This is a genomic window from Proteus mirabilis ATCC 29906 (assembly GCF_000160755.1).
GTDB lineage: Bacteria > Pseudomonadota > Gammaproteobacteria > Enterobacterales > Enterobacteriaceae > Proteus > Proteus mirabilis.
Genome location: NZ_GG668576.1, coordinates 1,035,336 through 1,058,200, shown reverse-complemented (window position 1 = coordinate 1,058,200; position 22,865 = coordinate 1,035,336). Strand labels below are relative to the sequence as shown.

Annotated in this window: 14 protein-coding genes; 10 read left to right on the top strand and 4 right to left on the bottom strand. The window is 38.9% G+C overall.

Annotated features, from left to right (window positions below; translation table 11 throughout):
* Positions 1-18 precede the first annotated feature (18 nt).
* The 3 genes from HMPREF0693_RS04865 to mltF all read right to left on the bottom strand — a co-directional run bounded on the left by HMPREF0693_RS04865 (position 19) and on the right by mltF (position 5,536).
* Positions 19-2,505: a fimbria/pilus outer membrane usher protein gene (locus HMPREF0693_RS04865; RefSeq protein WP_004243876.1), complete on the bottom strand. Its 2,487-nt coding sequence runs from the start codon at positions 2,503-2,505 to the stop codon at positions 19-21.
* A gap of 174 nt (positions 2,506-2,679) precedes the next feature.
* Positions 2,680-3,234: a fimbrial protein gene (locus HMPREF0693_RS04860; RefSeq protein WP_004243875.1), complete on the bottom strand. Its 555-nt coding sequence runs from the start codon at positions 3,232-3,234 to the stop codon at positions 2,680-2,682.
* Positions 3,235-4,066: 832 nt separating this feature from the next.
* Positions 4,067-5,536 carry a membrane-bound lytic murein transglycosylase MltF gene (gene mltF, locus HMPREF0693_RS04855; RefSeq protein WP_004243873.1) on the bottom strand — a complete coding sequence of 490 codons (1,470 nt, stop codon included), beginning with the start codon at positions 5,534-5,536 and terminating at the stop codon, positions 4,067-4,069.
* A gap of 264 nt (positions 5,537-5,800) precedes the next feature.
* On the opposite strand from mltF, the gene purL reads away from it, so the two are divergent.
* The 7 genes from purL (at position 5,801) to HMPREF0693_RS04820 (ending at position 17,256) form a co-directional block, all read left to right on the top strand.
* Positions 5,801-9,691 (top strand): phosphoribosylformylglycinamidine synthase, encoded by a 3,891-nt coding sequence (purL, locus tag HMPREF0693_RS04850; protein WP_004243872.1) that lies wholly within the window; start codon positions 5,801-5,803, stop codon positions 9,689-9,691.
* Between the two features lie 687 nt (positions 9,692-10,378).
* A complete protein-coding gene (locus HMPREF0693_RS04845; protein ID WP_004243869.1) occupies positions 10,379-11,827 on the top strand; it encodes a sensor histidine kinase in 1,449 nt (482 codons plus the stop codon).
* 23 nt (positions 11,828-11,850) lie between these two features.
* Complete coding sequence (qseG, locus tag HMPREF0693_RS04840) at positions 11,851-12,837, top strand: two-component system QseEF-associated lipoprotein QseG (protein WP_242503453.1); 987 nt, start codon at positions 11,851-11,853, stop codon at positions 12,835-12,837.
* An 11-nt stretch (positions 12,838-12,848) separates the two neighbouring features.
* The gene (gene glrR / locus HMPREF0693_RS04835; protein ID WP_004243867.1) at positions 12,849-14,186 is read left to right on the top strand and encodes a two-component system response regulator GlrR; all 1,338 of its coding nucleotides are present in this window, start codon (positions 12,849-12,851) and stop codon (positions 14,184-14,186) included.
* A gap of 74 nt (positions 14,187-14,260) precedes the next feature.
* Positions 14,261-15,877 (top strand): NAD+ synthase, encoded by a 1,617-nt coding sequence (locus HMPREF0693_RS04830; protein ID WP_004243866.1) that lies wholly within the window; start codon positions 14,261-14,263, stop codon positions 15,875-15,877.
* 15 nt (positions 15,878-15,892) lie between these two features.
* Positions 15,893-16,231 carry a nitrogen regulatory protein P-II gene (gene glnB, locus HMPREF0693_RS04825; RefSeq protein WP_004243865.1) on the top strand — a complete coding sequence of 113 codons (339 nt, stop codon included), beginning with the start codon at positions 15,893-15,895 and terminating at the stop codon, positions 16,229-16,231.
* 383 nt (positions 16,232-16,614) lie between these two features.
* Positions 16,615-17,256 (top strand): hypothetical protein, encoded by a 642-nt coding sequence (locus HMPREF0693_RS04820; protein WP_004243864.1) that lies wholly within the window; start codon positions 16,615-16,617, stop codon positions 17,254-17,256.
* A 95-nt stretch (positions 17,257-17,351) separates the two neighbouring features.
* Here HMPREF0693_RS04820 and hmpA read toward each other — a convergent pair whose 3' ends face one another.
* Positions 17,352-18,542 (bottom strand): NO-inducible flavohemoprotein, encoded by a 1,191-nt coding sequence (hmpA, locus tag HMPREF0693_RS04815; protein WP_004243863.1) that lies wholly within the window; start codon positions 18,540-18,542, stop codon positions 17,352-17,354.
* A gap of 365 nt (positions 18,543-18,907) precedes the next feature.
* Between hmpA and glyA the strand changes: the two genes are divergently transcribed.
* The 3 genes from glyA (at position 18,908) to HMPREF0693_RS04800 (ending at position 22,852) form a co-directional block, all read left to right on the top strand.
* Positions 18,908-20,161 carry a serine hydroxymethyltransferase gene (gene glyA, locus HMPREF0693_RS04810; protein WP_004243862.1) on the top strand — a complete coding sequence of 418 codons (1,254 nt, stop codon included), beginning with the start codon at positions 18,908-18,910 and terminating at the stop codon, positions 20,159-20,161.
* A gap of 92 nt (positions 20,162-20,253) precedes the next feature.
* On the top strand, positions 20,254-21,408 hold the full coding sequence (locus HMPREF0693_RS04805) for a 3-phenylpropionate MFS transporter (protein ID WP_036900443.1): 1,155 nt from the start codon (positions 20,254-20,256) through the stop codon (positions 21,406-21,408).
* A gap of 175 nt (positions 21,409-21,583) precedes the next feature.
* Entirely contained in the window at positions 21,584-22,852 is a 1,269-nt protein-coding gene (locus HMPREF0693_RS04800) for a M24 family metallopeptidase (RefSeq protein ID WP_004243858.1), read from the top strand.
* Positions 22,853-22,865: the final 13 nt, after the last annotated feature.

Genomic DNA, 22,865 nt, shown 5'->3' with positions numbered 1-22,865 from the left:
CATTATTAATTTTATTTGTTAACGATCCTGACAAACGAGCGATTGATGTTTTAAGGGATCTGTTATTTCCGCGGGAATGGTAATTGAACATTGTGTTTTACCGTTCCAAATTACATTTAATGATTCATTAAGGTTAACACCCGCAATATAAACAAGGCCTTCTTCCATCACCATACCAATACTTTCCCCTTTTTGATTGGTGACTTCCGCACCAAAAGGAGGGTATTTATTATCAGTTGTCTGTAAGACAGCCATTAAGCGTTCACCTTGACGAACCGGAAATTGGTAATAACCAATGGCACCTTCTGTTAAGGTTGTTGAAGCAATGGCTTTACGCGTTTCAATATCTTGATCCATCTTATCGACGTCAATACGTGCATCAACATTGTTATAACTTGTTAAGTCGGTTAGTACGCCAATGCCGAAGCGGTTCGTAGTCGTGCTTTGACCATTAAAGGGCACCCCTGCAACACCATCAGTATCCACCATTATTCTTGCGGTGCTAGAGGTCATACTGCTACTGTGTAATGCAGCTCCATAACGAGTAGCAGTAAAACCGCCTTTTATCGTTGCGCCCACTGCTAAGTAATTATCTTGTTGATAGCTTGCATTGGCATTGATTTCTGCATACTGAGAACGATGTTGATAATAACCATCGGTATTGGCTTTCTTATCCGAACTTAAGCCTGCTCTTATGCGCCATAAATTATTATAATCACGATTATCAGCATAAGAGGCCATTTGTGTCACTTTGCCATTATTATCTTGCAAGTTATAACCAATATTGCGACCACTTCCTAATGGTAGTGAAATATTAAAAGAGAGCGTATCGTCAGTATTCCCTTTATATTGGGTACGAAATGCTGACAAGTTGGTATTGATTTGCTCAATCCCCATAATGGAAAAATTGCGACTTACTGTGACACCATACTGCTCTTGAGTATTTTTATCCCAATAATTTTGGTGGCGATAAGAGAGATAGAGGGTGGTCGATTTCTCTGCATCATCTGCCCAAAAAGTTTTATTACCGGTAATGGTGTACATTTCTTTTTCATAGCCATTATTATTGATGCCGTTATAACGCTCATCAATATACTGAGAAAAAGAGCGAAATGTTTTTTCTGAGAAACGATAACCTGCAAAAGTAATGGTACTGTGGTACTCATCAAAAGTTTTTGCATAGTTTAGTTTAAAAGACATCCCATTGATTTTTTCATTATCATAGGTTTTGCTATAAGACTGTGTAATATCACCAGAAAGGGTACCAAAACGCCCCATATCATGGCCGATACCTAAAGACCATGCGTTATAATCTTTAGCGGTAAGTAAAGCACCACCATAGAGAGACCATGTATTATTCATCCCCCATGAAAAATCCCCTTGATAGAAAAGAGGGCCTTGCATTTTATGGTTGTTCACGGATGACTGTCCCAGTGAGGTATTAAAACGCACAGATCCTGGGCGAGTCATATAAGGCAAATTAGCGGTTTGCACTTGAAATTCGTTAATCTTACCATTTTGCTCTTCAACTCTAACATCGAGTTGACCCTGTACGGTATTTTGTAGATGGTTAATCACGAAAGGGCCAGCAGGTACGGTTGTCTCATAAATTAAACGTCCATTTTGGGTTACCGTCACTTTTGCATTGGTATTGGCGATGCCATGAATTTCAGGTGCATAGCCTTGGAGAGATGGGGGTAACATTCTCTCATCGCTTTGTAAATTGGCTCCTGTAAAACGGAAACTATCAAAAATTTGAGAGTTTAAATAAGTTTCCCCAACCGTTAGTTTGGCTGCGAGATCTGGTAATGGCTTATAGGCATAAATTTGGTTCCAATCAAAACGATTGTTAGATGAATATTCAGAAGAATAATTGCCTTGATATTCAGCTCGTAAACGCCATTCACCCAAGTTTAATCCCGCTTGACCATAACCAGTTAACGTATTGTTATTATTGCCTTTATTAGGGCGAGTTGACGTTCCTGTTAATGTATAATCAAAAATAAGCCCAGAGACCCCGCTATCCCAAAGCTCCGGAGGAGTCCAATCAGATTCTTCATATTTCATTAATGAGCGTGGTAACGTGATATCAAGTACACCACCATCATTTTTAATCGAGATACCGGGTAATTGGCTAATATCAAAACAATCTGGTGATATTTGTTTGATATATTTTTGGTTTTCTTGGTTGATTGTTAACTTTTTTAAAAGAGTAGGGTCGATACAAGCCACGGAATGATTATCTGCTACTTCAATATAATTAATATTTTGGCGAGGAAAGTCGCGACCATTTAGACGAATATCTAAATAGTACATACCCGGAATGATATAATTTGAGGTAGAAAAACGTGAAAGGTCGACATTATCGCGATCTTCCGCGTCTAGCATATGAATGTTAAATTCCACAGAATCGTCCTGCTCTGCTTGTGAGAAAAACGCCAAGCTTAATAGCAAAGTCGCACAAATGGTCTTCCATATTGTGTGGGGTGAATAAGGAATTAACATGAATAAACGCCTAATTATTATATTAAATAAAAAGTAATTAAATAATAAATATTTATTTAATTACTTTTTATTTTTATTAAATTGAAGTGTTTTATTGAATTTAACGCAGAGGAAATCCTCTGCGTTTTCGCAGTAATTACTTATTTATTAATTTAGATATTTAAATCAATATGATTACTGATAATCAACTTGGAAGTTGATAACGGCTTGGAATTCACCTGGCGTTACTTTAGCGTCAGCTGATTCAGCTTGAACATAAGCAACGAATGGGATTTTAGATACACCGTTAATTAATTGTACTGGTGTAGTTGCAGTATTCCATTTAACTGCTTTACTACCCGCATCCATTAAGCCAATACCTGCGCCAGATGCGTTACCAGAAACAAAAGAGGCTAAATCTTTATTTACAGCGTTAACAACACTTGGTGTATAGCTAACTGTGGCAGTTTTCGCTACAGTTGTATCACAGTCTTGTAATTCAATATCTTTTTTGATATTTCCTGCTTTTTGCAGATTTGCTAATGCAGAAGTTGGAATTTCACTGAAATCAACAATTACAGGGCTTGAAGATGCTGCTAATCCACATGCTGAATTAACAATTTCACCTTTTAATTGAATTTCGCCTTTAGTTGAACTTACTTTTGGTGCAGGCGTTTCATTTTCAGCTGTAGCAACAGAATTAATACCAAATACTAAAGCCGCAGCCAAAGCAATTTTACTCAGTTTCATTATAGATGATCCCTTGAAGGTAGTACGTATTATTATTGACTAAAAATAAAAATAGTATTGATGTCCAAATGTAAAAATTGATGTACATTACATTTTTCATCAAGTCGGATAATGACTGGTTTATATGATATCAGTAAAAATACTATCAGTGATATAAGATTTTGTTAGTTTGTGCAATTTTCATATTTTAATCTATAAATTCCTTTTTAATAGTTTTTTATATAGAAATATTCTCTTTATTACTCCTAATACGGGTAAAAAAGTTTATATGGCAGAGAAATTTAATAGATATGATGATTAACATTATATTAACGTTATAAACTATGCTGTTATTAACATAACTTTAAAAAAATTAATAAAACTAATAATAAAATATAATAAAGTATATTTTTCAGTTATTTATAAGCTTTGTTTGTAACTATAAAGTTAATTTTCATAGATAAATAAGATTTTTGTAAGAAATTAATAACAAAATGAATAGTAAATAGTGAGATAATGATTAAGTATTTATATTAATATTTTCTTATATATAACCTATTCCAATGTACTAAAAATAGCCTTATTGGTTGTTTTTAAGTCAAGTTACTCATTCTGTGAGTGGTTTTAGATTAATTTGTTATTTTTTTTAACATGAGTAATTTAACTATTTTTAATAAAAAAAGTATTAAAATAGTAACATTTTTTATCAAGTTCGCAGTAAAACCCGTCCTTCAAGAGGGGGAGGATACCAAGTTATGGCACGGTATAGAGAGGATTATGCTGCTAAAATTGTGGTTAGATGAATAAAAAACGAGGGTAGTAAGCCCCTAAAAAGAGGCTATATAATTGACAACTAAGATGAAGAGGGGGCGCCTACGGAGCGAGGCGGTAATAAAGCTGTATTGGCTGAATCGTCTTTTTCGTCTTTCGATAGGATCTTATTTTTACTCTCTTTTGCTTGTAGGTATCCCTCTAAACTGAGTTGATAGCGACGAATATTTTCAACATAACGATAAGCTTCATGTCCTCTCGCATAACCATAGGGAAGATCTAAATAGTATTTCTTTTGGCTGAGCAAAGGTAACCGCGCTTTTACATCTAACCAGCTATTAGGATTGGCGCCTTGCTGTTCGGTTAGCTTTCTTGCATCTAACATATGACCATATCCCATGTTATAAGCGGCAAGTGCAAACCAGATTTTTTCATCATCAGGGATAGTATCTGGTAGGCGAGAAAGAAGATGTTTTAAATATTGTGCACCTCCTTTGATACTTTCTTCGGGATCTAACCTATCTGTTATACCCATACTTGACGCAGTTGGACGTGTTAGCATCATTAAGCCTCTTACACCTGTCGGTGACGTGGCATGGGGATCCCAATGTGATTCTTGCCAAGCCATTGCTGCTAATAAACGCCAATCAAAAGTCTCGGCATATTTTTCAAACAGAGGTTGATAATTAGGTAATATTGAGTCAATGGCGGTAATAAAAGAGAGTGTATCAAAGTAGTCAAATGAACCAACATGACCAAAATACTTCTCTTCTAGTCTTGCGAGCACATCGTCTTGGGAAAGTTGATTGAAGTAATCCAACATGGCTGCATACAGACTATTATCATCTTGATTTGGTAAATACCACGTTAATGGACGACTTTCCGTCACCTCAAAAGCGACTGCAACATTAGGGTGAATGCGTTGTTGTACCGCGACGCTGATTGAATCGGCCAGTACATAAGTTATTTTACCTTCAGATAACTCTTCAAGTAGCTGTGAAGTCGTTTTAGTCTCTGACTCTTCCCATTCGAGTTCAGGATATTGCGTTTCTTTTAATGTTTTTAATAAGCTGGCATGAGCTGAACCGGCTGCGACGACAAGGCGCCCATCGAGCTCATCAAAACGACGAGGCCTCAATGTGCCTTTACGATAGATCAGTTGTTGAGAAACTGAGAAATAGGCTGGCCCACTTCGTGTCGTATCTAGCCTTTCTTTATTATAAATTAATCCAGCGGCAATAAAGTCTGCTTTATTATTCTCCAGATCATCAAAGAGTTGGTTGATATTCGTCCGCATATTAACGACAAGTTTCACGCCAAGATAATCAGCAAAGCGTTTCACTAATTCATAATCGAAACCTACGGGGTCCTTTTTATCATTTATCGTTATCAGTGGTGAAGGGATAGTACTCACTCTAAGCTCACCACGAGATAAAATCTTATTTATCTGCGCTTTTTGCCTGTCAGGCCAAGTAATATTCAGTGCAATAATCGCAGCTGAAAATAGCGCTATGATAACGATAACGAAATAGTTAATCCTTATATTGTTCAATAGGTTGGTTCTCGTTAACGTTGTTTTTTATTGTGTGTAAAGTAGTCATTTAAACATGGATAAATTTCCAGTAATCGACCATTTTGCTCAACATTTTGCTAAGACGCAACTTGATTACACCAATTAATGATGAAAACACGCTAAGTTAAATGCTGTTATTTTGTTCACGCAAACGGTTTCGTCTGAGCAGTTATTCTATTATACTAGGCGCGTTTCCCCTGAATGATTGATCAGGCTAGCTGCTAAAAGAGAGAACTCAATATTATGGAAATCCTGCGTGGCTCCCCCGCTTTATCCGCTTTTCGTATTAATAAACTATTAACTTTATGTCAGGAAAACCAACTTCCTGTCCGTGGTATTTATGCGGAGTTTATCCATTTTGTAAAAGTGGATGGACAGCTATCTGAAGATGAACAAGCTAAATTAAGCAAGTTACTGCACTATGGCCCTTCATTAACAGAGCATGAGCTTGTTGGAGAGATGCGTATTGTTGTACCACGACCGGGAACCATTTCGCCATGGTCGACTAAAGCGACAGATATTGCCCATAATTGTGGTTTAGCACAAGTGGTTAGAATTGAACGTGGTATTGCTTATTATATAGATAGCGATACGATGGCCGAAGAACAGTGGCAGTTGTTATACGGTTTTATTTATGATCGTATGATGGAAACAATTTTTACCGATTATCAACAAGTTAATGCGCTATTTGCTGAACAGACACCCACCCCATTAAAAACAATTGATGTTCTTGCTCACGGTAAAGATGCGCTAGTTGCTGCCAATATTGAAATGGGGTTAGCGCTAGCTGATGATGAAGTTGATTATCTAGTAGATGCTTTTAAACGTTTGCAACGTAATCCAACTGATGTAGAACTTTATATGTTCGCTCAAGCAAACTCAGAGCATTGCCGTCATAAAATTTTTAATGCAGATTGGATAATCGACGGTAAAGCGCAAGACAAATCATTATTTAAAATGATTAAAAATACTTTTGAGCAAACTCCTGATTATGTCTTGTCGGCTTATAAAGATAATGCTGCTGTAATGGAAGGCTCCGTTGCTGGGCGTTTTTATCCCGATACGGAAAAAGGGCATTACCGTTATCATCAAGAGCCTGTTCATATCTTAATGAAAGTGGAAACGCACAATCACCCAACGGCAATTTCCCCGTGGCCTGGTGCAGCAACCGGCTCTGGCGGTGAAATTCGTGATGAAGGGGCGACAGGCCGTGGGGCAAAACCTAAAGCCGGTTTAGTCGGTTTTTCCGTTTCTAACTTACGTATTCCGGGGTTTGAACAACCTTGGGAAGAAGATTTTGGCAGACCAGAACGTATTGTCAGTGCACTGGATATTATGACAGAAGGCCCTTTAGGTGGAGCCGCATTTAATAATGAATTTGGTCGCCCCGCCTTATTAGGTTATTTCAGAACCTATGAAGAGCAGGTTAATAGTCATAATGGTGTTGAAATTCGAGGCTACCATAAACCTATTATGTTGGCTGGTGGTATTGGTAATATTCGCGAAGATCACGTGCAAAAAGGTGAGATCTCCGTGGGTGCTAAGTTAATTGTACTTGGTGGCCCATCGATGAATATCGGCCTAGGAGGTGGTGCGGCTTCTTCTATGACTTCCGGCCAGTCAGATGCTGATTTAGATTTTGCCTCTGTGCAACGAGATAACCCAGAAATGGAGCGTCGTTGCCAAGAGGTTATCGATCGCTGTTGGCAATTAGGTGATGATAACCCGATTTTATTTATTCATGATGTCGGAGCGGGGGGGCTTTCTAATGCCATGCCTGAGCTTGTCAATGATGGCGGGCGTGGAGGTCGTTTTGAGTTACGTAACGTTTTAAATGATGAACCGGGTATGAGTCCTCTAGAGATCTGGTGTAATGAGTCGCAAGAGCGTTATGTATTAGCGGTATCCCCAGAAAAAATGCCACTATTTGATGCGCTATGCCAACGAGAAAGAGCCCCTTACGCTGTCATTGGCGAGGCAACACAAGAGCGTGAATTAGTGTTAAATGATACACACTTTGATAATAAACCAATAGATATGCCTTTAGATATCTTGTTGGGTAAAGCACCGAAAATGTTGCGTGATGTCACATCACATAAAACAGCAGGTGAATATCTCGATCGTAAAGATATCGATTTAAAAGAAGCGGTTTATCGCGTACTTCATTTACCCGCCGTTGCTGAGAAGACGTTCTTAATTACTATTGGTGATCGTAGTGTTACGGGAATGGTTGCGCGTGACCAAATGGTTGGACCTTGGCAAATTCCGGTGGCTAACTGTGCGGTAACAACGGCCACATTAGATAGCTATTACGGCGAGGCGATGTCAATAGGGGAAAGAGCCCCTATTGCACTATTAGATTTTGCCGCTTCAGCGCGAATGGCGGTAGGTGAAGCCTTAACCAATATGGCGGGTTGCGATGTACAGTCACTTAATCGTATAAAACTTTCCGCAAACTGGATGGCTGCGGCGGGTCACCCTGGTGAAGATGCGGGATTATATGATGCAGTAAAAGCCATTGGTGAAGAGCTATGCCCACAATTAGGTATTACTATTCCGGTGGGTAAGGACTCAATGTCCATGAAAACGCGTTGGCAAGATGAACAAGGGAAAACGAAAGAAGTTATTTCCCCTCTCTCTTTAGTTATCACCGCATTTTCCCGTGTTGAAGATGTACGTAAAACTGTCACCCCTGAGCTTTCTACCCAAGAAGGAAACCGTTTATATCTAATCGATTTAGGTAATGGTCATAATGCATTAGGGGCAACAGCATTAGCTCAAGTTTATCGTCAACTAGGACAAAAAGCGGCTGATTTACGTGATGTAGAGCAGTTAAAACAGTTTTTTAATGTCATTCAACAATTGGTGAGCGATGGTAAATTACTGGCTTATCATGACCGCTCTGATGGTGGCTTATTTGTGACTTTGGCCGAAATGGCGTTTGCGGGACATTGTGGCCTTAATGTTGATATCAGTGCTTATGACGAAGATATTTTAGCAGGTCTATTTAATGAAGAGCTAGGTGCGGTGTTCCAAATTAAAGGGGAGCATCAAGAAAGCGTTGAAACACTGTTTACTGAACATGGTTTAGCAGATTGTTTACATTACTTAGGGCAAGCAACACCAAGTGATGACATTATTATTCAAAGCCGTGAAACGGAAGTTTACCATGAAAAGCGTAGTACATTACGTGTCTGGTGGGCTGAAACGACATGGCAAATGCAACGTTTACGTGATAATCCTGAATGTGCAGATGAAGAACATCGTGCCAAACAAGATAGTCACGATCCGGGATTAAATGTTCACTTAACCTTTGATCCAGCAGAGGATATTGCGGCGCCTTATATTGCTACAGGCAGTCGTCCTCGTATTGCGGTATTAAGAGAGCAAGGTGTTAACTCTCATGTGGAAATGGCAGCAGCTTTTGATCGCGCTGGATTTGATGCTATTGATGTTCATATGAGCGATTTACATACGGCACAACGCTCATTAAGTGATTTTGATGTATTGGTTGCTTGTGGTGGTTTCTCTTATGGTGATGTACTCGGTGCGGGTGAGGGATGGGCTAAATCTATTTTATTTAATCATCGTTTACGTGATGAGTTTGCCCAATTCTTTGCACGTCAAGATACGTTATCACTTGGGGTTTGTAATGGTTGCCAAATGATGTCAACGTTGGCCGAGCTTATTCCGGGGGCAGATTTATGGCCACGCTTTGTACGCAATCGCTCAGAGCGTTTTGAAGCCCGCTTTAGCTTAGTAAAAGTAACTGATAGCCCGTCGCTATTATTACAAGGTATGGCGGGGTCACAGATGCCAATTGCGGTATCTCATGGTGAAGGTTTTGCTGAATTTCGTGACGCTGCACAATTAGCGCAGTTAGAAGCAAAAAATTTAGTAGGACTGCGTTTTGTTGATCACTATGGTCAACCAACAGAGCAATACCCATTAAACCCTAACGGATCAGTAAAAGGGATCACCGCTGTTACCACAACAGATGGCCGCTCAACAATCATGATGCCTCACCCTGAGCGCGTTTTTAGAACAGTGAGCCATTCTTGGCATCCAGAAAATTGGGGAGAAGATAGCCCTTGGATGCGCTTATTCCGTAATGCCAGAAAGCAATTTGACTAATGATGTAATAAAAAAGAGTCAGTGTTATAACCCAAAGCCCCTCAAGTTAGAGGGGCTTTATTTTGTTGATATAAAAGGAAAAAATTATCAATGTATAAAATCGACGACACATCATTTTTTCATTGTCGCCAAAAGGTGACATTTAACTTGTTGAATTTTAATAATTTAATATTTTTTAATTAACGGTGTCTGGAAATGGAGACAGCTTGTTGATTTTTTCGCTATCAAAAATTGAGGCTGTTTTTTATTTTAGTAAGATAAAAATACTTTTTTGTTTAAAATTAATATCTTATGATTTTAATCGAAAAGTTGGCACGCCTTGTGCATTATATTAATCAGTTGCTCATTCAACTTTTTATGTCGGTCCACAATATGGGTGGGAACATACCACATAAGCCAAGAATGACGCCAGAGTAAGGTGCCTACCGTCCAACATCATGATACTCGCCTTCGGGCCTTATCAAACACAGGGCGACACGTGGAGTGAGGCACCACCTTCATTCTCTTTTAGAGAGAAAAGAGATGAATATTGACGAGCGGAATATCTCAGTAAGATATTCCGCTCTCCCATTTCTAGAGCCTGTTGCGTGTTCTCGCTTGTGTTCGTTTTCCTATCTGAATTTCAATGTCGGACTTTTTTCTTGTTATTAAGTCATGTAGCATCGCATTACTCTAATAGGTGTTGAGATGATTTCATTGAAAAAGTGGCGTATTTTCCCCCGATCTTTAAGACAATTGGTTATCATGGCATTTTGGATGGTGCTGTTACCGCTTCTCGTCCTTGCCTATCAGGCTTATCAAAGTTTGGATCAGCTTAGTAACCAAGCCGCTATTACCAATAAAAATGCGTTAGCGGATACCGAGCGTAGTGAGGTGATGCGTAATTTAGCTATTGAAATGGAAGGAAATTATCGACGATATTGTGTATTGCGTGATAAAACTGATGAAGAAATGTATCAACAGCGTTATCAACAATACAGCAAAATGTTCTCTACCTTGCAGCAGACCATCATCCCTCTTTCTGAGTCTAAAGAAGCACAAGCCTTGAATACTTCTTTGAAAACGCTCAAATCAATTCAATGCAAAAATAGTGAACCCACTTCTCAAATGCAACAAGCATTAGAGCAATTTTCTTATGCCAATAACCGCATTGTCGTGTTAACCAAAGAGATTATTTTTAGTCGTGGCGAGCAACTACAAATGGCTATTGCTGAAAAAGGGCGTTATTTTGGTTGGCAAAGTTTAATTGTTTTTGTTTTTAGCCTGATTTTAATTGCCTTATTTACCCGTATGATCATCGGTCCGGTTAAAGGTATAGAAAAAATGATTAACCGATTGGGGGAAGGGCGTACATTAAATAATAACTTGAATTCGTTTCAGGGGCCACGTGAATTACGCTCTTTAGCTCAACGTATTATTTGGTTAAGTGAACGTCTTGCATGGCTAGAATCGCAACGCCATGAGTTTTTACGTCATATTTCTCATGAGTTAAAAACACCGTTAGCCAGTATGCGCGAAGGAACAGAATTATTAGCGGATGAAGTAGCAGGGCCTTTAACCTTAGATCAAAAAGAAGTCGTAGCTATTCTTGATAATAGTAGTAAACAACTTCAATTATTAATTGAGCAACTACTTGATTATAATCGTAAACTTTCCGAAGTACCTCAGCAAATTGAGGAAGTTGATTTAACCACATTAGTGAATGATGTGGTGTTAGCGCATAGTTTACCCGCCCGAGCGAAAGGCATTAAGACGATAATTTCACTTGATCTGAAAAAATGTCGAGCAGAAACGACGTTATTATCAAGAGTTATTGATAATCTCTACTCGAATGCGGTGCACTATGGCGCTGAATCGGGTAATATCTGGATCTCTAGTTATCAAATTGAACAGAAAATAGTTATTGATATAGCCAATAAAGGCACTCCGATCCCTGAATCAGAACAAAAAATGATTTTTGAGCCCTTTTTTCAAGGTTCTCTATTACGTAAAGGGGCTGTCAAAGGGAGTGGTTTGGGGTTAAGTATTGCTCATGACTGTATCAAAAGAATGGATGGCCAGTTAAATATTGTTCATTCTGACTATGCTGATGTCTGTTTTCGTATTGAACTACCGCTACTTTCTGAGAATAAATAATGCATATCAGGTCACAAAAACAGGTGTCTTTTCATCAGTATAAAAAATTAAAGCGAAAGACACTGGCTAATGAGCAATTATCTATGGCCCCTGCATCAATTAAGAGGATCGCTTCACACTGGAAACAGTATCTGTGTTGGATAATGTTGCCTATGTTTCTTGCTGGATGTGCACAAAAATCGCTGACCGAAACCGCTAATATTGAGCCTGAAACCCCCGTTGTTAAACAAAAAACTATCGATTATCGTTGGGCAGAATGTAAAACTTTAGCTGCTTTTTATCATGAAGGGCTCAATAATCCGCTATTTTGGTTGCGTACCATTGAGTGCACACAGCGTATTATGTCTACAGAAGCACAACGTCAAGCCAGTAGTGTTATCGTTGCCGGATGGGATGGCGCCTTTTATAAAAGTATTTTATTAGAGCGAGCCGGAATGACGGTTGCTGAACGTCGTTCACAGTTGGTTTTATTAGAAAGCTATCAATTGCAATTTCCAAGCTCTATGCGTGTTCTATTATCTACTTGGATTGAGAATCAAACGCTTACGCTTGCTCTCGCTGATGAGAAAAATCGTAATCGCCGTTTTGTTACAGAAACGGAAAATAAAATGGATTTGCTGAAAAAACAAAATAATGCATTAGAGCATGAGTTAAATACCACACGTAAAAAACTCGAAAGCCTCACACAAATTGAACGTCAATTATCGAGCCGAAAACAAGGGGCTTCTGTGGATGCTATTTCTCAAGAAGAAGCGCTGTCTGATGTTCAATCTTCAGATGCGAGTAATACAGAAAAACCAGCCGATAAACCGATAGCGGAGCAATCCAATAAGTCAACGGCAAGCGAGCAATCGATAACCAAAGAAAATAATGAGGTTTCACAACCTTCGGTATCAGCAGTTAAACCTGAACCACCAAAAGCAGAGCAAGTAAAACCTGATGCGAAAAATACCTCGACAGAAAAAGAGAATAGCGCAACGGTTAAACCTACTGAAACAGGATCTAAATAAGGAGAATGTGCATGGCTGGCCATAAATCAGCGAATCTTTTACTTGTCGATGATGATCCGGGATTATTAAAGCTACTGGGTATGCGATTAACAAGTGAAGGGTTTCATATCGTTACCGCTGAAAGTGGGCAAGAAGCACTTAAACTATTATTAAAAGAAAAAATCGATCTGGTGATCAGCGATTTACGTATGGATGAAATGGATGGTATGGCGCTATTTGCAGAAATACAGCGCCAACAACCCGGTATGCCTGTGATTATTTTAACTGCACATGGCTCCATTCCTGATGCTGTCGCGGCAACTCAACAGGGGGTGTTTAGTTTCTTGACTAAACCTGTTGATAGAGATGCGCTTTATAAAGCTATCGATGAAGCATTAGAATTAGTGACGACGGTATCTGATGAAGAGTGGTCAAAAGATATCGTGACCCGTAGCCCCCAAATGTTACGTTTATTAGAGCAAGCCAAGTTAGTTGCACAATCCGATGTTAGCGTACTGATTAATGGGCAAAGCGGTACAGGTAAAGAAGTCCTTGCTCAAGCAATCCACCGCGCCAGCCCACGAGCTAAAAAACCCTTTATTGCTATTAACTGCGGTGCTTTACCTGAACAATTATTAGAATCTGAACTATTTGGGCATGCTAAAGGTGCTTTTACTGGCGCGGTAAGTAGTCGTGAAGGACTTTTCCAAGCGGCAGAAGGAGGCACTCTATTTTTGGATGAAATTGGTGATATGCCAATGGCATTGCAAGTGAAATTACTGCGTGTATTACAAGAGCGTAAAGTGCGGCCATTAGGCAGTAATCGTGATATTGATATTGATGTGCGTATTCTTTCTGCAACCCACCGTGACTTACCAAAAGCGATGGAGCGTAATGAATTTCGAGAAGATTTATACTATCGTTTAAATGTGGTGAATTTACGTATCCCCACGTTGAGCGAAAGAGCCGAGGATATTCCTGTTCTTGCTAACCATTTATTGCGCGAATCAGCAAAACGACATAAACCTTTTGTGCGTAGCTTCTCAACGGATGCGATGAAATGTCTAATGACAGCAAGTTGGCCGGGAAATGTGCGTCAGTTAGTTAACGTCATCGAGCAATGTGTCGCTTTAACGACTGCACCTGTGATTAGCGAAGCCCTTGTCACACAAGCATTGCAAGGGGAAAATACCGCATTACCTACTTTTGCTGAAGCACGGGGCCATTTTGAGATGACCTATTTAAGGAAGTTATTGCAGATGACAAAGGGCAATGTCACTCAGGCTGCAAGGATGGCAGGGCGAAATCGAACAGAATTTTATAAATTGTTGTCACGTCATGGACTTGATGCCAATGATTTCAAAGAATGATCTTTGTAGATAACAAAAATTTTTTTAAACTTGCTTTCTTTAGATAGCAAAGATAGCTGGAGAGACTAATTTTTATGAGTCGTAAATTAAAACTCGCACTTGCTCAGTTAAACTGGGTTGTTGGCGATATTGAAGGCAACTGTGAACGCATGTTAGCCACCGTAAAAGCGCAAGAAGATGCCGATCTGGTTTTGTTTTCTGAGCTTGCGTTATGCGGTTACTCTCCTGAAGATCTACTATTTCGCCCTGATTTCCAACAACGTTGTGAAGAGCAACTGGTTCGTTTAGAACAAGCAAGTAAGAAAACGGCCATTGTGGTTGGGCATCCTTGGTGGCAAAACGGTACTATCTATAATGCACTGTCATTTTTCTATCAAGGTGAGTTACAGGCGCGTTACTTCAAACAACAGCTACCTAATTATGGTGTATTTGATGAAAAACGTTATTTCCAGCAAGGAAATGAACGTTGTGTTGTGCCTTTTAAAGGCTATCATTTAGGATTATTAATTTGTGAAGATATTTGGATCAACGAGCCTATTGATGCACTAAAACAAGCGGGTGCTGATCTAGTTCTTTCTATTAATGCTTCACCTTATAGTCGTGAAAAGCCACATATTCGTACCCAATTAATTAAAGAACATTGCCAAAGAACGCATCTGCCTGTGGTGTATCTCAATCAAATTGGTGGTCAAGATGAATTGGTTTTTGATGGATGTTCTAAAGTCTTTGATGAACGAGGAACAATCACCCATCGTTTAGCGGCTTTTGATGAGCAAGTGGCCGTGGTGGAGTTTGATGAGTTAACTATCGTACCAATGCAAGATGCGGCACCAGAGCTTTCTCCTTTAGCGCAAGTTTATCAAGCGTTAGTGCTGGCAACGCGTGATTATGTGACAAAAAATGGTTTTAAAGGCGCTATATTAGGATTATCAGGGGGCATCGACTCAGGCTTAACAGTTGCAATTGCCGTTGATGCATTAGGTAAAGAGAGCGTTCAAGCGGTAATGATGCCATTTCGCTATACCTCAGAAATGAGTATTCACGATGCGAAAGAGCAAGCTGATTTATTAGGTGTTGAGTTTGATACTGTCTCTATTGAGCCGATGTTTGATGCTTTTATGGATCAACTTTCGCCTATGTTTAAAGGTAGCGCTATCGATACCACAGAAGAAAATCTACAAGCGCGTTGTCGTGCTGTTATTTTAATGGCGATGTCCAATAAACGTCGTCGGTTAGTGCTCACCACGAGTAATAAAAGTGAATCTGCCGTAGGCTACTCGACCTTATATGGTGATATGGCGGGGGGCTTTGATGTTTTAAAAGATGTTCCTAAAACACTGGTGTTTGAACTGGCTAAATATCGTAATACTCTTTCACCCGCTATTCCACAACGTGTGATTGATAGGCCCCCTTCAGCAGAATTAGCACCAGGACAAACAGATCAAGATAATCTGCCACCTTATGATATTTTAGATGCCCTTCTTGAAGGCTATGTTGAGCAAGATAAATCTGTTTCTGACTTGGTTGCGGCTGGATTTGATGAAGCCATTGTTCGTAAAGTGGTAAAATTAGTCGATATTAATGAATATAAGCGTCGTCAAGCACCGGTAGGACCGCGTATTACCAGTCGTAATTTTGGTAAAGATCGTCGCTATCCGATCACAAGCGGTTTTGGTCGCCATAACTGGTAATAGCAGGATAATCCGATGAAAAAAATTGAAGCGATAATTAAGCCGTTTAAATTAGATGATGTAAGAGAAGCACTAGCCGAAGTTGGTATCACGGGTATGACGGTAACAGAGGTAAAAGGCTTTGGTCGTCAGAAAGGGCATACCGAACTTTATCGTGGTGCAGAATATATGGTCGATTTTTTACCTAAAGTAAAAATTGAGATCGTTGTTGCTGATGAAATAGCTGAAACTTGTGTCGATACTATAATGACTACCGCTCAAACGGGGAAGATTGGCGACGGTAAAATTTTTGTTTTTGATGTGAATCGAGTTATCCGTATTCGTACTGGAGAGCAAGACGAAGAAGCTATTTAAAAAATAAATAAGCGTTGTTTATGAAACCTGATGATTATTAGTTTAATTATCAGGTTTTTTTATCTTTATTAATTAATTCTTTTTTATATTATCTCAATAAGTTTATTTATTTACTGATTATCTTTTATAAATTTATAAGTGATAATAAATGATTTGTATTGCTGATAATTATACTCATTAAATAAGTAATATTAATAATTACCTTTCTTTGTTCATAAAATGTTTTTTTATGTTTCACCTATTGTGCTATTTATATCTTATACAAGTCTATTGATGATAATAAACAATTTATTTTACTAAAATTCTCACCTTTTAAGGCACAAAATGTTATTCAATAACTTTTGTAGACAGTTATTATCATCAACTTAAATATTTATTATTCTATGGGTAATATCGTGCTTAGCTATTTATTAAAGCGTTTTGCTTTATTTTTGTTTTCCGCCATGATTGTGGCAATAACAACAGGGTTTATTTTCCTCGATATTTTGGTGCTGAATAATGGTATTTCTGAAACCTCAGCAACCGAACTGGGGCAAGAACTTATTGTGGCTATAATATGTCTTCTTTTCTTTATACCTGCTTATAAACAGCCAGAAATGAGAGGGGGATACACACTGATTATGGGCTTTTTCTTGTGTATCTTAATTCGTGAGTTAGATGGTGTTTTTGACCAATTAGCACATGGTTCATGGGTTTGGTTTGCATTAACGGTAACATTTGTCTGTATAGCGATCGCTATCAGAGAAGGGAAAAAAACATTATATGGCTTAACCCATTTTATAACGCATTCTAGTCAAGGAATGCTTATGGCGGGTTTACTCAGTGTTTTACTGTTCTCTCGCTTATTTGGTATGGGGATTTTGTGGGAGAAATTGTTAGGTGAAGACTATAACCGCACAGTAAAAAATATGGTGGAAGAAGGTAGCGAGTTGTTCGGCTATACACTCTGTTTAATTAGTGTTATTTGGTATCGCTATTCGTCTAAATATCATGTTATACCGACATCAATAAAAGTTACTTATTAAATAGTTAGTTGTTTCCAATATAAAAAGCGCTGAATAGTAAAATAATCAGCGCTTTTCCCTTATTATTTAATTTATTCTCTTACCTATTCTGGCTGTTATTGGCTAATAACAGTATGAGGGCCAAAGCACTCATAATGAAGTTTATCGCTTTCAATACCGAGAGTAATAAGTTGTTTAGCGACAGATTGCATAAAAGGTAATGGACCACAGAAATAGAACTGCATATTAGGTATTGATAGCCATTCATGTATCTTGGTTAAATCCATCAACCCTTCAAATTGATAGTCTTTATTGATTATATCTTCAGTACGAGGGAGACGATACCATACGGCTTGTTGATATTGTTCAATTTGCTTTCCTGCTTGTGCGATTTCTTCCTTAAAAGCATGCACGCCACCATGCTCCGCTGCATGTAACCAATTGACTTGTGCTTGGTGAGAAGAGAGAGTGTGCAACATCGCTAACATAGGAGTTAAGCCTACACCTGCTGAAATTAATGTGACAGGCGTTGTTGATGAGATATCTAAATAAAAATCGCCCCCTGGTGCGGCAACTTGTAAGATGTCTCCTTCTTGGATATGGTCATGAAGAAAATTAGATAAAATTCCTTTGTCTTCACGTTTTACCGCAATACGATAGGTTTTATTGTTTGCCGATTGCGTTAAGGAATATTGACGAATTTCTTGATTTGCAAGTTTCTCATCACGAATATAAATACTTAAATATTGGCCTGCACGGTAAGGTGTAACCGCTTGTCCATCTTCAGGCTCTAATTCAAAGCTGGTAATAACCTCACTTTGTTTTACTTTATGCTTAACTTTAAAGTGGCGTAATCCTCGCCAGCCTCCAGAAGCTTGTTCTTTTTGTTGATAAATTTGCTCTTCCCGATTAATAAAAACATCAGCCAAAACTTGGTAAGCGGCTCCCCAAGCATCAAGCACTTCTTTGCCCGGGTTAAACATTTCATCAATGGTGGCTAATAAGTTTTCTCCAACAATAGGATAATGTTCAGGAAGAATATTCAAACTGGCATGTTTTTGTGCAATTTTTTCTACCGCCGGCAAAATAGCAGGTAAATCCTCAAGGTGCGTTGCATAAGCACATATCGCATTAAATAACGCTTCACGTTGTGCGCCACTGCTTTGGTGGCTCATGGTAAAAATATCTTTTAACTCAGGATGGCGAGAGAACATTCTGTCGTAAAAATGCGCCGTTAACGCGGGGCCTGTTTTAGCAATAAGAGGAATAGTGGATTTAATTGTCGCGATAGTTTGTGCATCTAACATAATTGCTCCTGAAAAATATTCAGTTTAATATGATTTTTATAACATGTATTTTTAATACAACTTATATCTTTTTGCTTTATTTGTAAATCTGAGTTTTTATTTTTTTTAGGAAAATGGGGAAATCTTAGAGAATGATGTTGAGGGTTTACATAAATTAGCGAGATGTGCCTCAAAAAGAACAAAAACAGCAGATAAAATGAGGTTATCAAAAAGTAATAGAACTGTGTTATAGTGGCTTAGCAAACGATTGCGTATTTTTTCTTTTGGGACTATCTCAATGAGGAAAAAGAGTTTACACTGTATGTCATTCTTACTCCCGTAAGGGAGTTCGCCTTTAGTGAAGTTAGCTGAGTCAGGAGATGTGAATGTTAAAACGTGAAATGAATATTGCTGATTACGATCCGGAATTATGGAATGCAATGGAAGGTGAAGTGACTCGTCAAGAAGAGCACATCGAATTAATTGCTTCTGAAAACTATACTAGCCCTCGTGTTATGCAGGCGCAGGGATCTCAGCTGACCAACAAATATGCAGAAGGTTATCCAGGTAAACGCTACTACGGCGGTTGTGAATACGTTGATGTTGTTGAACAATTAGCCATTGATCGTGCCAAAGCACTATTTGGTGCTGATTATGCAAACGTACAACCTCACTCTGGTTCACAAGCGAATGCGGCTGTGTATATGGCATTACTTAAACCGGGCGATACAGTATTAGGGATGAATTTGGCCCAAGGTGGTCACTTAACTCACGGCTCTCCGGTTAACTTCTCTGGTAAACTCTACAATATCGTTCCTTATGGTATTGATGAAGCAGGTAAAATTGATTACCAAGATATCGCTGAGCAAGCTAAAAAGCATAAACCAAAAATGATCATTGGTGGTTTTTCAGCTTATTCAGGTTTGGTTGATTGGGCTAAAATGCGTGAAATCGCAGATAGCGTAGGGGCTTACTTATTTGTCGATATGGCTCACGTTGCAGGTATGATTGCAGCGGGTGTCTATCCAAACCCAGTACCACATGCTCACGTTGTGACTACAACAACACACAAAACATTAGCAGGTCCTCGTGGTGGTCTTATCCTTGCTAAGGGTGGCGATGAAGAGTTTTATAAGAAATTAAACTCTGCCGTATTCCCTGGCTCTCAAGGTGGTCCTTTAATGCATGTGATCGCGGGTAAAGCCGTTGCATTAAAAGAAGCAATGGAACCTGAGTTTAAAGTTTACCAGCAACAAGTTGCAAAAAATGCGAAAGCAATGGTAGACGTTTTCTTAGCGCGCGGTTATAAAGTAGTATCTGGTGGCACAGAGAACCACCTGTTTTTATTAGACTTAGTTGATAAAGATATTACAGGTAAAGATGCTGATGCCGCACTAGGTCGTGCTAATATCACTGTGAACAAAAATAGTGTGCCAAATGATCCTCGCAGTCCATTTGTTACATCTGGTATTCGTATTGGTTCTCCAGCGATTACACGTCGTGGTTTTAAAGAAGCGGAAGCAAAAGATTTAGCCGGTTGGATGTGTGATGTCCTTGATAATATCAATGATGAAGCGAACATTGAAAAAGTGAAACAAAAAGTCTTGGATATCTGCGCTAAATTTCCAGTTTACGCATAAGTTTGTAACGATATAATAAAACCCGTTATACAAGCCCGCTTCGAGAACATGTTCTTGGCGGGTTTTTTTGCATGTTAAAAATGGGGGGTTGGATGGTTATTCCATCAACACTGTGGCTTGCCTTAGATTATTTTACGTATTTTTTCTCATATGGTATTTTCTTGCCTTTTTGGTCTATCTGGTTAAAGGGCGAGGGGGTTGATCCTGCGATGATAGGCTTACTACTTGGGGTGGGCTTAACCGCTCGTTTTGTAGGAAGCTTGATTTTAACGCCGGCTGTAAAAGATCCATCAAAGCTCATTACTGCACTGCGACTTTTTGCTTTTTTATCTCTCCTATTTACCGTTGCATTTATGTTGGGCACTCATTGGGCTTGGCTCTTTTTGGTAATGACCGGATTTAACGTTTTTTTTGCACCTATGGTGCCTTTGGGAGATTCACTTGCGGGAACATGGCAAAAACAATTTCCTTTAGATTATGGCAAAATTCGGGTTTGGGGATCTATTGCATTTATTATTAGTTCCTCATTATTGGGGATATTGATTGATGCTTTTGGACACCCGATTATTCTTTATGGATTGATTGCCAGCACTCTTGCATTATTCCTTACCTCAATGTTACGTCCGAAAATCATGCCCCAAGGTAAGGTCAAAAAAACGGAACACCATCATGTTTCATTTATGAAACTGATTTCAGATGGCCCAGTCTGGCGTTTTCTATTATGTGTTTCTTTACTACAAGGTGCTCATGCTGCTTATTACGGTTTTAGCGCACTTTATTGGGAAAAAGCAGGCTATGATACAGCAACGATTGGTTATCTTTGGTCCTTAGGCGTAGTTGCTGAAGTGGTTGTCTTTATGTTTAGCCGTCGTTTATTCCGCCGTTGGAGTGCTCGAAACTTATTATTACTTTCAGCATTTGCAGGGCTATTGCGCTGGGGGATGATGGGCAGTTTTACAGCATTACCGGCGCTTATTATTGTACAAATTTTGCATAGTGGCACATTTACCGTATGCCATTTAGCGGCAATGCGTTTTATTACTGCACGTCAAGAGCATGAAATTATTCGTTTACAAGCGGTTTATTCTGCTCTAGCAATGGGGGGAAGTATCGCTATTATGACGATTGTATCGGGATGGTTATATGAAAAACTCCCTAACCAAGAATACCTCATTTTCTGGTTGATGGCGGCATTAACTATTCCTGCAATGTTTATTAGACCGAAAGTACAACCGCAAAATACTTAATCCTTTTATTTCCTATTTTTCATAAACGTCTAAGCCTGTAATACCTTTTGATATTACAGGTTTTTTTCTTTTTATTTTTTAAAGCGCATTTTTTGATCAACCAAACGATTGATCATTTTAAATATTAAAGCTAAATTTAATTCATTCAAATGAATGAATAGAAAAAGGTATTACTATGAAAAGTAAATCAGTGATCCCAGCTAGTTTTTCTTTACAAGAAAGAGACCGACGCTGGCAGTTAGCTAGAGACATTATGAGAGATAACCAATTAGATACATTAATTATTTATGGTGATAGAGAATCGGCAGCACCTGCACCGTTTTGTATTGACCACTATTTTACAAATGACAGATTAGGATCGGTTGTTATTTTTCATGAAGATAAGAAACCATTGATAGTTACTTTTGCACCAATGATGATAGCTGATCATATGCAGGCAAAACTACGTGGTGATTTGCAGTGGGTTGATGAAGATAATCTTGTTGTAGGAAAAACAGGGCGTAGTATTGCTCATTTTCTAAAAGAGATGGGAGTACAACAAAATGCACATATTGGTATTATTGGCTTAGAACCCTATCCCCCATTTTATTTTGATGGTGCAATGCCATTTAATACTCTAAATGGTATTAAGGAAGCATTTCCTTATGCAAAATTTAGCAGTGTGTATCGTGATTTCTTTAGACGGGCATCAGTTAAAAGTGAAGAAGAGCTCGCTCATGTAAGATATGCCGCCGCCATTGGTGAAGCAATGAGCGAGGCAATGCGAGTGACTGCAAGGCCTGGTGCAACAGAGGCGGAGCTTGCGGCCGCAATTACTGCCACTTGTTTATCAAGGGGTGGATTTACCGCTGAAATTTTAATGGGATCAGGATCTGAGTATATCGGTTGGGGGCCTCCTGCTTGGCAATATCGCTCACAAGCCCCTCGTGAAATTCAAATGGGTGATATTATATTATCAGAGATTTTTGCTTTATATGGAATGTATGAAACGCAACATCAAGCGGCGGTTGCTGTAGGTAAAATTCACGAAAACTTAGAAAAAGCAGCATTAGTTGCACGTGAATGCTATGAAATTGGCGTTGAACATTTAAAAGCAGGGATAACCTTTGGTGAAGTCGTTGATTTAATGGAAAAACCACTATTAGAATCAGGGGGATGGCATGTTCATCCACTTATTCACAGTATTAATCCTTATGGTCCAATCGGCTTTGGCACAGCGCCAGGTATTGAATCATTACCTCTTGCTCATCGTTATAAACAAATTGAGCGATTACCTAATCCAGGGAGAGAATTGGTATTACAAGAAGGTATGACATTTGCTTTTGAACCTAATTGTGGCTTCGGCCACCACTTATGTAATTTAGGTGGCACTGTTGTGGTTGGCAAAAGCAAAGGGATTGAGTTAAATTCTAACTCAACACAATTAATGCGGGCAGATATATAGTCCTAATAGTAAC